Origin of the sequence: Sellimonas caecigallum (assembly GCF_019754295.1) — a bacterium.
Lineage (GTDB): Bacteria > Bacillota > Clostridia > Lachnospirales > Lachnospiraceae > Sellimonas > Sellimonas caecigallum.
This window is the reverse complement of sequence record NZ_VIRV01000017.1, coordinates 17,295-32,062: the sequence shown is the minus strand read 5'-3', so window position 1 is coordinate 32,062 and position 14,768 is coordinate 17,295. Positions and strand designations below refer to the sequence as shown.

General features: G+C 43.2%; 10 protein-coding genes and 1 riboswitch. Of the genes, 1 reads left to right on the top strand and 9 read right to left on the bottom strand.

What is annotated here, in order from left to right; all coding sequences use genetic code 11:
- Positions 1-18: 18 nt before the first annotated feature.
- The 7 genes from FLB61_RS10515 to FLB61_RS10485 form a co-directional block, all read right to left on the bottom strand.
- Positions 19-1,299, bottom strand: a complete 1,281-nt coding sequence (locus FLB61_RS10515) for a glycine/sarcosine/betaine reductase component B subunit (RefSeq protein WP_162607730.1) — start codon at positions 1,297-1,299, stop codon at positions 19-21.
- Positions 1,300-1,368: 69 nt separating this feature from the next.
- On the bottom strand, positions 1,369-1,752 hold the full coding sequence (locus FLB61_RS10510; protein ID WP_087212291.1) for a GrdX family protein: 384 nt from the start codon (positions 1,750-1,752) through the stop codon (positions 1,369-1,371).
- Positions 1,753-1,865: 113 nt separating this feature from the next.
- Positions 1,866-1,964: riboswitch (glycine riboswitch) on the bottom strand.
- A 150-nt stretch (positions 1,965-2,114) separates the two neighbouring features.
- On the bottom strand, positions 2,115-3,527 hold the full coding sequence (locus FLB61_RS10505) for an alanine/glycine:cation symporter family protein (protein ID WP_221920096.1): 1,413 nt from the start codon (positions 3,525-3,527) through the stop codon (positions 2,115-2,117).
- Between the two features lie 286 nt (positions 3,528-3,813).
- Entirely contained in the window at positions 3,814-5,244 is a 1,431-nt protein-coding gene (purB, locus tag FLB61_RS10500) for an adenylosuccinate lyase (protein ID WP_330620601.1), read from the bottom strand.
- 84 nt (positions 5,245-5,328) lie between these two features.
- Positions 5,329-6,090, bottom strand: coding sequence for a hypothetical protein (locus FLB61_RS10495; protein ID WP_087202475.1), 762 nt, complete (start codon positions 6,088-6,090; stop codon positions 5,329-5,331).
- The gene (locus FLB61_RS10490) at positions 6,065-7,357 is read right to left on the bottom strand and encodes a DUF5716 family protein (protein WP_221920095.1); all 1,293 of its coding nucleotides are present in this window, start codon (positions 7,355-7,357) and stop codon (positions 6,065-6,067) included. Before FLB61_RS10490 ends, FLB61_RS10495 begins: the two co-directional genes overlap by 26 nt.
- A gap of 15 nt (positions 7,358-7,372) precedes the next feature.
- Positions 7,373-10,678 carry a DUF5717 family protein gene (locus FLB61_RS10485; protein ID WP_334300401.1) on the bottom strand — a complete coding sequence of 1,102 codons (3,306 nt, stop codon included), beginning with the start codon at positions 10,676-10,678 and terminating at the stop codon, positions 7,373-7,375.
- Between the two features lie 111 nt (positions 10,679-10,789).
- Here FLB61_RS10485 and FLB61_RS10480 point away from each other — a divergent pair, with 111 nt between their 5' ends.
- Positions 10,790-11,884, top strand: a complete 1,095-nt coding sequence (locus FLB61_RS10480) for a pyridoxal phosphate-dependent aminotransferase (RefSeq protein ID WP_221920094.1) — start codon at positions 10,790-10,792, stop codon at positions 11,882-11,884.
- 59 nt (positions 11,885-11,943) lie between these two features.
- On the opposite strand, the gene FLB61_RS10475 is transcribed toward FLB61_RS10480, so the two are convergent.
- Positions 11,944-13,917: an ABC transporter permease gene (locus FLB61_RS10475; RefSeq protein WP_221920093.1), complete on the bottom strand. Its 1,974-nt coding sequence runs from the start codon at positions 13,915-13,917 to the stop codon at positions 11,944-11,946.
- The gene (locus FLB61_RS10470; RefSeq protein ID WP_221920092.1) at positions 13,910-14,677 is read right to left on the bottom strand and encodes an ABC transporter ATP-binding protein; all 768 of its coding nucleotides are present in this window, start codon (positions 14,675-14,677) and stop codon (positions 13,910-13,912) included. The genes FLB61_RS10475 and FLB61_RS10470 overlap by 8 nt, the downstream gene beginning before the upstream one ends.
- Between the last annotated feature and the right edge of the window lie 91 nt (positions 14,678-14,768).

The following is a 14,768-nucleotide window of genomic DNA, read 5'->3' as shown; positions in this document are numbered from 1 at the left end:
CCTTTTCTTCCTCCTTCACTATCTGGCGCTTAAGTAACCAAATCCTGTTTCGTTTGTTGCACCTGTAATTGCCTGGATTTCTACTTCGATCGTTCCGTCTTCACGTAAGCTGTGTTCGTTACCACCAGCGATCGTGTTTACATAATCCAGTGTTCCGATGACTTTGTCAAGCTTCGGAAGTACGATTACCTGGTTTGCATTACCACCTGTTACAACAGCGTCAGCGGCTGCATCAGCGTCAGCAAGTGACTGGGATTTTCCATCGCGTCCTGCATATTCGTCTGTGATGATGACAGTCTTCACACCTTCTGCTTCGATCTTCTTGCAGTTCATGATAAGGTCTGTATCCGGGTTACCGAATCCTTCCTGAGATACGATGACAGCATCCAGATCAAGAAGACGGCAAAGTTTTGCTGTCCAGTCTGAGGAGCGCTGTTTATCTGCAAGATAAACGTTTTCGTTTGTAAGAATCTGACATACAAAGTTGATTGTCTTTCCATGTTCTTCGAACAGATCGTGAACAACCGGATTGTTTTCGTGAACATATGTAGGGTTCTTATCACATGCAGATACACAGTTACCGGAAACGATTGCTCCGTCCATTACTTCTGTCGGATTGATGATCGTAGAAAGAGTTTTCTTTGCATCCACTCCGTAAACATATGTATCATGCAGAAGTCCCTGACTCTGAAGCATCTGAACATATGCTACTCTCGGAAGTCCCGGAAGTTTTTCCATTCCTTCTTTGATTCCGTATGTTTCGTATACTTTTGTTTCATCCGGTGTGAGATTTCTTGCAAGTTCTCCAAGATATACAGCTACACGGAAACCAGCAAAGCGAACTGCTTTTTCATAGTCGTGCTGTTTGATTCCTTCAACCGGTTCACATACAACAACAAGGTTATTCAGTTTGGAGAATGGTGTGTAGTCTGCTCCAGGACCTGTCATATCAATGATACCTTCCTGGAATCCGACGATCTTACCTGCTGTAACAACAGCCATTCCTTTTAACGCATATGTTTTTCCTTCTCCTACTGTGTCAACTTTAGAGATAACGCCCGGGAAAACTCCTCCTCTTCCTTCTACTTTGACACGAGGTTCAATAACGTCTTTAACCGGAGTGATTCTTACACTTTCTCCTGGTCTTGCGATATCAAATTTTACACTTGCAATGTGCTCGTCCTCAAGGACAACTTCTTTTACAGCTTCTTCGGATACATAAAGAACACCGTCTTCGATTTTGGATTCAGCACCAAACTGGATGTCCTTAATAAAAATGTGACCCACTTCTAATTTCACTGTAATTCCCTCCTTCTAAAATGTGAATTGTATGCCCCAAAGTACACCTTGTACTTTATAGCCGTTGTCTTACCACGCTTCCGCTGACGGGAGCGCGCTGGATATCAGTGTATAATCAATCAGTCTGAAATCCTCATAAACCTGCGGTTTGTATTTATCCGACTTAAACTCGAACTTTTTGCAGGCTGCAATCGCATTTTCAATAATTTTCATTCCATCCGGATCTGCCCCGCTCTTAGAAACCGATACCATGACCGATTTGTAAGGCGTCTCATTTGGTTTTACGCTTCCGGATAACGGATGGGTAAGGAGACGATACCCCTTGTACACCTCATCTCTGACTTTTTTCAAAACATCTTCATAGGAAATTTCATAATATTCCACTTGATACTCATCCCCAAGTTTTTCCAGGACAAGCGGATTGTTTGTAATGATTCTAAAATCTTTCTTCATACTCTCTTCCTGTAAAAAAGGCGGCTTTGGTTCCGCAAACTGCTGAACTCAAGGCCGCCCTTCTGTCTTATGTACGTTCTGATTTAATGAAACTATACATGATTCAGAGTGTGGTCCTTTCCCCGATCCTTTTGCCTGAAAGTTTCACCTTTTCATACAAAGGCTTGCATCTTCGGCGGTTCTTGAAGTGAACTCTCTCGCAGGAAAAATCATCCCACTATTCATTTTTTATAATCATATGTGTCCTTCACAAATCTGTTTAAAGTATATCATAATTATTTATAGATTGCCAGCTTTTTATCAAAATTGCACATAGTTTTTTTCTATAAGTAATCACGCCTCGTCATACTGATTGCTTAGACTTATTTTCTTTTCTTTTTCTGTAACTCCGGATGCTTCGGCAGGAAGTTCTTAAAGTAATCATCATGAACTTTCTTGATCATACCGCTAAGAGCAAACAGAGCAATAATATTCGGTACAACCATCATACTGTTGAAGCAGTCTGCCATATTCCATACAAGGTCTACCTGTGCAAGTGATCCGAGCACTACACAGACGCACACAAGCACTGCATAAATCGGAACCGCTTTTGGTCCAAACAGATATTTGATGTTTGCTTCGCCAAAGAAATACCATCCAATGATCGTGGAGGATGCGAAGAAGAACATACAGATCGCTATAAAGATCTCTCCAAATTTCCCATACACCAGAGAATAAGCAAACTGGCTCAGTTCGGCTCCAGTGTAACCTCCATCGACAACAGCGTATGATTCCGGAAGTGCACGTGTCGTCACGATAACAAGCGCTGTCATTGTTAAAACGATGAATGTATCGATAAATACGCCAGTCATGGCTACAAATCCCTGTTGTACTGGATGATCTACTTTTGCAACTGCGTGTGCGTGCGGAGTGGAACCCATACCAGCTTCATTGGAGAAAAGTCCTCTTGCAACACCTTTTGTGATGGCAAGCTTGATCGTTGCTCCGACTGCTCCTCCGGCAATTGCGGACGGTGCAAATGCTCCTACAAAAATTTCATAGAAAGCTGTCGGGATGTTCCTCCAGTTGTAGAAAATAATGATCAGGGAGCCGACAATATACAATGCCGCCATAATCGGAACCATCCATTCTGTTACCTTCGCGATTCTCTTCATACCGCCTGTGAAGATGAAGAGACAGACAACAGCTACCACAACGCCTGTAATCCACTGCGGGATGCCGAATGCCGTGTGGAAGGAAGAAGCGATGGAGTTGGACTGTACCGCATTCCCCATGAACCCAAGTGCAAAAATCAGAAGCACAGCAAAAATTGCCGCCAGTACTTTCCCGAATGCGCCTTTAAAAGCTGCACGGATATAGTATACCGGACCTCCGGTTACTACTCCATCGGAACCTACTTTTTTGTATTTCTGTGCCATGATAGCTTCACAGTAGATCGTTGCCATTCCAAGGAATGCAGCAACCCACATCCAGAAAATCGCGCCAGGTCCACCGATTGCGATCGCCGTTGCAGCCCCTGCAATATTTCCTGTACCTACCTGTGCAGCGATTGCCGTTGCAAGCGCCTGGAAAGAACTCATACCGTCTTTTCCAGCTTCGCCTTTTTTAGAAAAGAGACCGCCGAATGTTCTCCTCATTCCTTCTGTGAAGCCACGAACCTGGATAAAACCAGTTCGGATAGAGAACCAGATGCCTCCAAAAACAAGCGCTACGATCAGGATGTAGTTTGAAAGATAATTTTGAATTGTAAGTACGATATTATTTAACGTATCCACAACAATCCCTCCTTTTCCTATAGATGTTTTGAATATTTATTCCTGACATATTAATGATACCACTTTTTCATCTATTTCACAAGAATCTTTCGAATTTCATATGTATTTTGTTGGAATTGCACAATTTTATCCTGTAACATATTTGTAAAAAATAAAACAAGCCCGGAAACGCCCTGTTATCGAGCATCCGCGCCTGTTTTACTTATTCAAATCTTTGCAACATATTTTTCTTTTATGCAATTTGCTATTTTTTTATCAATTTGTTCTGTGACACGTCCGCGATGCATTATACATTGATCTCTGCTTTCATTCCAAGTGTGTCTTTGTACTTGTCAAGAACCGGATTTACAACCTTTGATAGGAATGCATCCACCTGTTCTTTGGAGCGGCCAGTGTATCTTGCAGGATCCATGGTCTTTTTCAATTCATCCAGGCTGAGGTTAAATGCAGGGTCGGCAGCGATAAGCTCCAGAAGGTTATTGTCAAGACCTTTTTCTTTCACATTGCGGCCCGCTTCCATGGAAAGCTCTCGAATTCTTTCATGAAGTTCCTGTCTGTCTCCTCCCGCCTTCACTGCATCCATCATGATATTTTCCGTAGCCATAAACGGAAGCTCAGACATAAGACGTTTTTCAATTACCTTCGGATAAACAACGAGACCATCTACAACGTTCAGACAAAGATCCAGAATACCATCGATGGCAAGGAAACCTTCCGGGACGGAAAGACGCTTGTTCGCGGAATCGTCCAACGTTCTTTCAAACCACTGAGTCGCGGATGTGATAGCCGGGTTCAGTGCATCAACCATGACATAACGTGATAAGGATGCAATCCGTTCACTTCTCATCGGATTTCTCTTGTAAGCCATAGCCGAAGAACCAATCTGTGTTTTTTCAAACGGTTCTTCTACTTCTTTCAGATGCTGAAGGAGCCGAATGTCATTGGACATCTTATGAGCGCTGGCGGCAATTCCTGCAAGGACATTCAGCACTCTTGTATCCACTTTTCTCGAATATGTCTGTCCCGATACCGGATAACATGCTTTGAATCCCATCTTCTCAGCGATCATCGGATCAATCTTGTCAATCGTCTCCTGATCACCCTCAAAAAGTTCCAGAAAGCTTGCCTGCGTTCCTGTCGTACCTTTTGATCCGAGAAGCTTAAGCGTTCCACTGACATATTCCAGATCTTCGAGATCCATCAGAAATTCCTGAAGCCAAAGTGTCGCTCTTTTTCCCACTGTCGTTGGCTGTGCCGGCTGGAAATGAGTAAATGCAAGTGTCGGCTGCGCCTTGTATGTGTCCGCAAATTTGGCAAGTTCTGCGATAACATTGACCAGTTTCTTTTTCACAAGCTTCAGCGCTTCAGACATAACGATAATATCTGTGTTGTCTCCCACGTAACAGGAAGTGGCTCCCAGATGAATGATTCCTTTGGCTTTCGGGCACTGCTGTCCATAAGCGTAAACATGGGACATAACATCATGGCGTACAATCTTCTCTCTTTCTTTTGCCACGTCATAATTGATATCATCAGCGTGCGCTTTCAGCTCTTCAATCTGTTCTTCTGTGATCGGAAGACCAAGTTCTTTTTCTGTTTCTGCCAGTGCAATCCAGAGTTTTCTCCATGTGCGAAATTTCATATCCGGAGAAAAAATGTACTGCATTTCTTTACTTGCATATCTTTCTGATAATGGGCTTTGATATTTGTCGTTCACTGTTTCCGTACTCCTTTTCTTAATTAAACTCGTTTTGTGCATCCCTACTATACTACACTCAAAAGCGAAAAGCAATGTTTTCTCTTACTGATACCTGCGGTACTGGCGTTTCCATTTTTCCAAAAGTGTTCTGTCGCCGGATGACTTCTGCTCTCTTTCTGTTTCATTTTCCTTATTTTCAATCTCTTCTGCCGCAGACAGATACATCTCATTTGTCAAAATCAGATCCTGATAATCCTCTTCTGTCATATAGCGTGAACATGCATACAAATATGCCCGGAGCATCGTTTCGTCTCCACAAATCTTATATGCCTGCTCGTACATAGCAGCAGATTCCTTATAAAGAAATTCTCTGCCGTAGGCCGCTCCCAGGCAGCCGTAAACTTTTCCATAAAACCTCTCCATCGTCTCATCCCTCTTCTCCTGAAGGATTGACAGATAAACAAGGATAGCGGCCTCACATTCTCCACTCTCCAGAAGGTTGTCGGCTTTATACTTCCTGCGCTCAATTTCCTTTTGGTTTTTCAGACGATCCAGCACATTCTGTATATGTTCCATCTCCTGTTTGGTGTAGATCTTGGCATATCCGAGAATCTTTAAGACAAACTGTTCAATGGTTCCATGGCGCTGCATCAGTTCCAGAAGCTCTTTTGCCAGATCTTTCATATCAAGTTCCAGATACAGCCATTCGCAGATCTTCTCATTCATGATCGTATAATCGATCAGATAAAGGTTGTTGCAAAGATAGTAGCACAACTCTTCTATCGTATAAATTTTCCTGTGAATTCTCGTAATCTCATAAGGCTGTTCGGCCTTCTTTTTACGACAAAGAATTAAACTGCCCATTTGTCCCTCCCAGATATATCGTTTTTTCCGTCCGAAAGTCCGTTGCCGGAAAGAATTCTCCAAATCCCGCATCCTCGAAAATCAAGCGGCATGTGCGTTCATTGTCAAACTGTGTCTGTACTCGCAGCTTCATGGAATATTCTTTCCGCTTCGGCATCCCGTCAAAAGAGACCGTCTCCACTCTCCACTGCCCGGTAACAAGTGATTCAATATGTATCTCAATGTCATCCGTATCTTCCAGAAGAACTTCCCAATGCTGATCGTTTTCATACCAGTGGGAACCGAAAGCCACTACCGGATACCAGACATCTTCTCCGTCAATCCTCATCTTCAGACAAATCTGTTCTGTCAGCTTTGTCTCATCGAGATACGTCGGAACATCGCTGTCTCCTGTCTGCTTTTTCAGCCCGCAGTAGCACGCCCCTTTGCTGTAAAGATTGTTTCCCATGAATGCTCTTCTTCCGTTGCAGAGCACTTTCTGCGAATGCGGATACCAGTTATTTTCAAACCCTTCCCCAGTAAGATAAACAGAGGAGACATGCTTTTTGTCAAATACCCCTTCGATGAAATGCTTAAAACGTTCATCCGCATTTTTAGCCTTATCAACATTCAGCACCGGATAAACTGCTCTTAGTTCTTCCATCTCTGCTTCCGCCACTTTTTCCACACTGATGAAGCTTTCCCGCTCTCTGCGATACTCTGTGTTGAGCTTTTTCAGCATATACGCCTCGATTTTATCTCTGTCACAGTAAAACAGCGCCGACTCATACTGCCACAATTCCTTAGGCTGATACAGCATGTAATAACAGAAACTTTCCTTGTAATCCATAGCATACACAGCATCTTTGTCAACACCGGCATTTACAGCGGCCTTTGTCAGGAGAGTCCTCACATCTTTATCGATCCAAGGTACCGCAAAGCTCAAATAAGAGATTTTCTTTTTCCGGAACGTCTGGAGCGTAAGCTCCACAAACTTCTGCAAAAGCCAGGAAGCTTCGTAAATTGTCCCGTCTTTTTCTACTTTTTCTTGCCGCAGTGCTTTTCCATACAGATCCGAGACGACCCATCCCTTCTCCATCATGGCAGCACGCTGTGCTTCCCGACCAAACATCCAGGCTTCTTTATAATGCCCCACCATCAGGGGGATCTGATAATTGTCTGCGGCCACTTCCAGTGTCTTTAATTCATGTTTATCTTCGTCGTAATAACTGATCTGACACCCTTTTTCATTTAGATCATATCCAATGATATAACCGTTTCTTTCCATCGTCTCTCCCCCTTTCTAATATAGCATAAAGAACTCCCTTGCCAGCTTCTCCTCCCGCATATACTCTGCCATAGCCTGATCAAGTGCTTCTTTTGTAAGTTCAGACATATCGTTAAGCCTTCCGTATGTTCCATAAGCCGGCACTTCCTTTTGTATACGATATTCTTTGAAATCTGATACGGACACGCTTCCATCCGCCCGCTGTTCTTTGAATCGATATTCCATCTTTTCATCCTCATAGAGAACGAACTCCATCACATGAATATCCTCATACACAGCAGGCATAATCTCTTTTTGATATACATGCTCTCTTTTGTCCGCCTTTTCATAGCATATCCGATATTCAATAAACACAAGGCTGTCTCTGTGAGCTCGGTATTCCAGTATGATCTTGTCATACAGCATAACCTCTCTCAGAAGATTTTCACTGTATTTAAGATAGAACGGAAATACAATCTGCTTTTCACAAAGTTCTATCAGAAACTGTTTTACCATCTCCTCCGATGCTTTTTCCGCATCATGTTCTGAATAGTATTTCAGATAAGCGATCTTACAGATATCCGGAAGTTCTTCTCCATTCTTTATTTCCGCTGCAACAATATCAAAAATGCACTCTTTCACAAGGCGATCGCGGAGCAGATACTCTCTGGATATATAAGCTAAGTAAGCGCGCTTCAACCTGAAATATGCTGTCCCTGCGCAGTAATCTGCAAAAATCTCTTCTTCCTGGAACAGATTTTCTGAAAAGATCATCTGAGTAATGATTCGTTCTGCAATCTTATCGGTTGCGATTTCTTGTTCCCGCGCTGCGTGCCAGATCTTTTTCATATCTCTTGTAGCGCCGCAATAATACATGGAAAGGTATGTAAGGCTTACTTTGTCATATAATCCTCTCCTGAACATCTCAAAGCAAAGATACAAAAGGAATTCCTCTTCATCGTATCCCTCTTCACGGATCTTTTTGGTCAAAAAGCGGAACGCATCTTCTTCATCGAACATTTCCAGTCCGTATTCCCGGATATTGGAAATGGTTAGCTCCGGCTTTTCCTCTACCTCTTCTTTGTTTTCCTTATCTTTCTGTTTTTGTTTTAAAAGTTCCATAAAACGCATCTCATAGAAAAGTCTGGTCGTCTCATATGGGATTGAATCTGTATAATGCCGACCATTCAAAGATTCCCACACGATCCTGGAATCTTTGTCATAGAGAAAGATTCTTGCTTTTCCATCTGCCACAGCTACTCTCTGATAAATGTCTCCGTCTTTTTCAATGACCATTACCGACTTCATAAAAGGCAGATTCGTCTTTACCTCATACGCGTGGCAAATGTCATTCATAGCATCTATTCTCTCCGGAGTCATGTCCTTCTCCGTACAGAATCGTTTATAGATAATACGGAGCGCTTCGTTGATGTGTCTCTTCGTAAGCTGATCCCAGGCAAAGGACTCCATCTTATCCCTGTAAAATGTATAGATGTCGCTGCTCTCTTCCTGGAATTGAATAATGTTTGCGTAAAGAAATGCTGTCTTCTCATAAGTCAGGGTATTTCCATGCATGAAATAAAGGAGTACAGATTTCGGGAGCGGATCGCGTATCTTCCACTCATTGATCGTCATCATATAATATTCGTAAAGCTGTACGATTTTTATCTCCTGCTGTACAGCAAGCTCATACCACTTAAAACACTCCTCCTTGATCTGATTGCCCTTGATAAGCAGTGTACAGATAGCAGTGAGGATCATCGGATCCTTGTATTCATCGTAAAGGCGTTCCATCAAACGGAAAAGATGTCTGTCATATGCCTTTTGCTGACCCGCCAGGTTAGCCGTATAAAGAGCAAGTTCTCTTGTAAAAAGTCCATATCTGGATGCAAAATCAAGCACACGGATTTCAAACATGCCAAGTTTTTTAAGGGAGGAAACATTTTCTCGGTAACACTTAAATGCCTGGAAATAAAGAAGTGTGTTCCTCGACCGGTTGGCATAGAAGTGCTTTTCCAACGCTGCCAGCCGCCTTGTGATGTTTTTATATTCCGGATCAATATCACAGAGCATGCAGAGGACACCCCACATATAAGGGCGCTTCAGATACACTTTTCTCAGCTCTTCTGCCACATGTCCGATCTGCCCTGCATTCTTTTTCAAAAGAACACTCAGATACAGATAGTAGGTACTTGTTTCCGGTTTTCTCGCCATATCAAACCGACTGTAACTGTAATTGTCAAGTATCTCCGCTGCCTGCTCCGATTGACCGCTCTCCAGATAAGCATTGGCTTTGATCAGAGAACAGAACTGAGAGTCTGCCCCCAAATTTTCCATCTGCCCGGCAAGCTGTACCGTATCTTCCGCCCAGCTGATGAGGTCGCTTTTCCCTGTGATAGTGGAAAAGTATCCTTTGATGATCTGAGAGAGGTAAAAAGTCTGTTCGTGCTTCGGAGTGTGAACCCCCTCCCGGCATGCCTCAATCTCATATACGATCTGTTCATACGGTGTGCGGAAAATGATCCTTCCGAAATTCTTTCCCGCATGCAGTGCATGCGGTGTGATAATATACGGAAAGCCGTATGTGTTGCCAAGAAAATCATCTGTAGAAAATTCTTTTCGGGATATCTGGATAAACCCACCTTCCGCAAAAACCTGAATCGGCATATAGCCCCATGTGTTTTTTGTAATAATAATATTCTCCCGGATGGCTTCATTTGGGCAGTCAAATTTTTTGCCATATTCTGAAAGCGACAGAAAAAGACATTCTTTCTGTTTGATTCCTACGAGGAATTCCTCTACCGCCTGCTCGCCCAGAGACCATTTTCTCATATTATTGTAAAGAGCCACCACTCTTGGATTCTCATACCTTAATATCTCATAGAAACTCATAGACCGGAAAAGACGCTGCGCTTCCATAAAATCCTTCATAGCCAGGAGTTTAAAATCTTTCATATTCTGCACTTTTCCATGGGATGTCATCAAATACGGCCGCTCAATAACCGCTGTAAAGGAAAGCCGATACTCTCCGCCGTTGCAGACAACAGTTAAATACCCATTTTCGACATATCCCGGCTCCAGCCCTTTCGCATCGTACGTAAAAGAAATCTCTACCGAGCTTCCCTCGAATCCGCTTTCCTTTAATTTCATCCGGAACGAAGAAGTGTACACAAGACCTCTCACGACCGCATCGTTTTTACTCTCGATCGTAAAGCTCCCCTGATATACTTCTCCCTCTCCGATCAGAAGGATCAAATTTGTCTCTGAAAACCGAACATCCGGCTGTGTTTTCCGAAAATCTCCATTTGAAAATCGTTTTATCTTATTTTTCAAGCCTGCCACCTACTTCTTGCATTGCATTTTTTGCAAATCATACTATAATTGAAATTATATCATTATTCGACTTCATCTTGCAATCCCCGCAGGGAAATTTATCGACAAGGAGATTTTATTATGAAAACAACAAATCCATTTCACGGCAGCGATCTGGAAAAGATCGAAGAAATCTACCATATCCCAAAAGAAGAGATCGTCTGTTTTGGGGCAAACGTCAATCCACTTGGTTTCCCAAAACAAGTAAGTGATGCAATCTCCCGGAAATTATCCTCTCTTCTTGAACGCTATCCAGACCGGGAATATCGTTCGCTCCGGGAAGCCATCGGAAACTACTGCGGGCTCTCCAATGAATATATTCTTGTGGGAAATGGTTCTACAGAACTGCTCTCTCTTCTGATTGAATCCCGCAGCATCCGCCATGCCCTTCAGATTGGACCTTCTTACTCGGAATACGAGCGCGAGCTTTCTCTGTCCGGCTGTTCGTATTCCGAGTATTATCTGGATCAGGATACCCTCTTCCATCCTGACATTCATGATATTATCCAGGCAATAAAACGTGAGAACGCGGACTTTTTGATACTTTGCAATCCCAACAACCCTACCGCTTCTTCTTTTTCCACAGAAGAGCTGAGAGTTCTTCTTGCTGCCTGCCGCAAGGAAGGCACGTTTGTCATGGTCGATGAAACTTACGCTGAGTTTTCCCAGGCATACGCACTTGCTATGCCTCTGATCCCGTATTTTGACAATCTCATGGTTATCCGCGGCGTTTCGAAATTTTTTGCAGCTCCTGGGCTTCGTCTCGGATACGGCGCATGCTCCAATGTGGAATTTCTCTCTTACTTGCGTAAAGTCCAAAATCCCTGGAGTGTCAACAGCGTCGCGGCATTTGCCGGAGAAGTGCTTTTTTCAGATAGTTCATTTATCCAAAAAACAAAAGCCCTCATATCATCCGAGCGCGACCGCATGATACAAAGACTTTCCGAAATACCGGAGCTTACCGTCTATCCCAGCGACGCTAATTTCATACTCGTAAAGATCAACGATCCTGCACATTCCGCTTTTTCCCTCTTTGACTGTCTGATCCGCCAGAAACTGATGATCCGAGACTGTACATCCTTCCCTGGTCTAAGAGGCGAATTTTTCCGCTTCTGCATCATGCTCCCGGATGATAACGACCGGCTTCTGGATGCGATCATTCGTTTTTTCCACTAACTTCAAAAAGACAAATGGCGGCGTATGCAAACGCCGCCCCATCACATCGGTATTTCCTTCTATTTCGTCACGATCTTATAATATTCCCGCGCCGTGATTTTAAATACAACAATGTAGATTACCGCAAATGCGAGAACCGTTCCCGCAGTGCATGCAATGAACAGGTTTGTATTTGTCAAGTTCATGAGTATCAGAATCTTGTCCATAAGCCGGAAGGCTGCTATGACATGTATGACGGCAAAACAAAGAGGGATGAAGAATACCAGACGAACTTGACCATTTATACTTTTCTTGATCTCCTTTTTGCTCATCCCGACTTTTGCCATGATCTGATAGCGTCTCTGATCTTCATATCCTTCCGAGATCTGTTTGTAGTAAATGATCAGCACAGTCGCCATCAAAAAGAGGCTTCCGAGGAAAAGACCAAGGAAAAGAAAGCTTCCATATAAGGAATGGAAATCCTTTTCGAAATCATCTCTCAGTTCTCCCGCTGCCGAAATCTTTGATTCATTTGTCAGGCGAGTCTGTATTGCGTTTGCAGCCGCTGTCTTGTTTTCCTTGCTTCCTTCCAGGTCAAATCCATATACGTAAGACGGAGTACTCCCCTTTCCGTACTTTTTGATCAGTTCATTTAAAATACTTTCATCTTTTACAAACAGATAGTACTGGTCCATATACGGGAACGCCTCTTTTTCAGCCATGGCAAGGGTGTCGGTCTCTTTTTTGATTCGGTATGTCTGATCGCCCAAAGTCAGCTCCTCTTTCCCATAATTTTCTTCGGAAACAGTAAACAGGACTGCTTCTCCGTCTTCCAGCTTCACATTTTCTCCGTTCATCTCGTTATAGTAGCTTACCGGAGCAACCTCCATAATCGCCTTATCCGGATAAAAACTTGCTCCAAGGCTTTCCGGTATAAATTTCCCGTCTTTTTTCTGAGCCGTCACATCCACGTACTGACAGCGAAATGCGTTCTCTCGCGTAAGCCCATACCTGTTTATCTCTTCTGTCACGATATTGTCGATCTTTCGAATCGCATCATCCGTTCCGTCATAGGATGTCAGCATATATTCTTTCGGGAAACGATTCCCCATAATATTCTCCATTCCCATATTCAGACTCACTGTAGTCGATACCGTCACAAGCACCATCGTACTGAGGATACAGATATTAGCAAGTCCCACTGCATTTTGCTTCATCCGGTAGATCATCCCTGACACAGAATGGAAATGTCTCTGATGATAATAAAATTTTTTATTTTTTCTCAGAAGTTTCAGGACAAAAATACTTCCCGCCACAAACAAAGCATATGTTCCCAGGACTACAAGAAGGACGGCGATAAAAAATATGGTAATGGCTGTAACCGGGTTTTCGACCTTATTTGCGATCACATATCCTGCGACAAGCATGATCAGCCCTAATATTGTCATGAAAACCTTCGTCTTCGGCTCTCTCTCCCCTACGTTCCCTCCATGCAGCAGTTCAATCGGATTCGTATGACGGATCTGCAGCAGATTAAAAAGCAGTGTAACAAAAAAGATTGTGCCAAAAAGAAGGACTGTGACAGTGATTCCCTGGATGGATATTTCATACTGAAAGGATGTGCCATATCCAAGAATACGGTACAGAATAAGGAAAATCAGTTTCCCCATCAAAATGCCGAAAAGAACTCCGAGAATGATACTTCCCGCTCCAATAAACAGCGATTCCCACAGCATCATAACCGCAATATTTCTCTTACCCATGCCAAGTACATTATAAAGGCCGATTTCTTTCTTCCTTTGTTTCATAAGAAAGTTATTTGTGTAAAACAGGAAAATGCAGGCAAAGATGGCAACGATCATAGTTCCAAAGCCAAGCACGCTGCGTACACTGTCATCGCCCGGCATATCATCAATCCCCGTATTGATGGCGATCATGTATATATCGTAGAACATCATCACAGTGAGGATACTCGTAATCATGTACGGGATATAGGATTTTCGGTTCTTTTTCAGGTTCGACACTGCAAGCTTAACATAGATTCCTTTAAACATGATGCTCACCTCCTGTAGTCAGCACCGTGAGCGTATCGGAAATTTTCTGATACAATTCTTCATTTCGAAGTTTCCCTCTGTAGATCTGATGAAATACTTCTCCGTCCTTGATAAAGAGGACTCTGTTCGCATTGCTGGCTGCCTTGACACTGTGGGTAACCATGAGGATCGTCTGTCCCGTATCGTTGATCTTTGTGAACTGTCTTAACAGTTCATCGGAAGCTCTGGAGTCCAACGCTCCTGTCGGTTCGTCCGCAAGGATCAGCTGCGGCTTCGTGATCAATGCTCTGGCCACCGCTGTCCTTTGTTTCTGTCCTCCTGACACTTCATATGGGAATTTGTTCAGGAGTTCATAAATACCAAGACTTTTGGCAATGGGAATCATCCTCTGTTCCATTTCCGGGTATTTTTTTCCTGCAAGGACAAGCGGAAGAAAAATATTGTCCCGGATAGACAATGTATCAAGGAGATTAAAATCCTGGAAGACAAATCCCAGATTCTGACGGCGAAACGCTGCTATTTCCTTATCTGGTACAGTTGAAAGATCCCGCCCTTTCAACTTGATGCGTCCGCCCGTCGGTTTATCCAGTGCAGCCAGGATATTGAGAAGCGTCGTTTTTCCGGAACCAGATTCCCCCATTATCGCAACGTACTCTCCATCTTCCACGGAAAAGGTCACATTCCGCAAAGCCTCCACTTGATTCCCTCCAAACCGGGTTGTATATATCTTTTTTAAATTTTGCACTTCAAGAATTGTCATTGATTCGTCCACCTTTCTAAATGTCTTTCTTATCTTGTTCTGATACTATTATAAACGAAGCAAATCCATTCTTTCCATCGCTTCATCTTAC

What these genes read in the sequence shown, in the direction of transcription:
- FLB61_RS10495 (WP_087202475.1), bottom strand. Translation starts at nt 6,090, where the DNA reads ATGGGCAGTTTAATTCTTTGTCGTAAAAAGAAGGCCGAACAGCCTTAT.
- FLB61_RS10510 (WP_087212291.1), bottom strand. Translation starts at nt 1,752, where the DNA reads ATGAAGAAAGATTTTAGAATCATTACAAACAATCCGCTTGTCCTGGAA.
- FLB61_RS10480 (WP_221920094.1), top strand. Translation starts at nt 10,790, where the DNA reads ATGAAAACAACAAATCCATTTCACGGCAGCGATCTGGAAAAGATCGAA.
- FLB61_RS10475 (WP_221920093.1), bottom strand. Translation starts at nt 13,917, where the DNA reads ATGTTTAAAGGAATCTATGTTAAGCTTGCAGTGTCGAACCTGAAAAAG.
- FLB61_RS10470 (WP_221920092.1), bottom strand. Translation starts at nt 14,677, where the DNA reads ATGACAATTCTTGAAGTGCAAAATTTAAAAAAGATATATACAACCCGG.
- FLB61_RS10490 (WP_221920095.1), bottom strand. Translation starts at nt 7,357, where the DNA reads ATGGAAAGAAACGGTTATATCATTGGATATGATCTAAATGAAAAAGGG.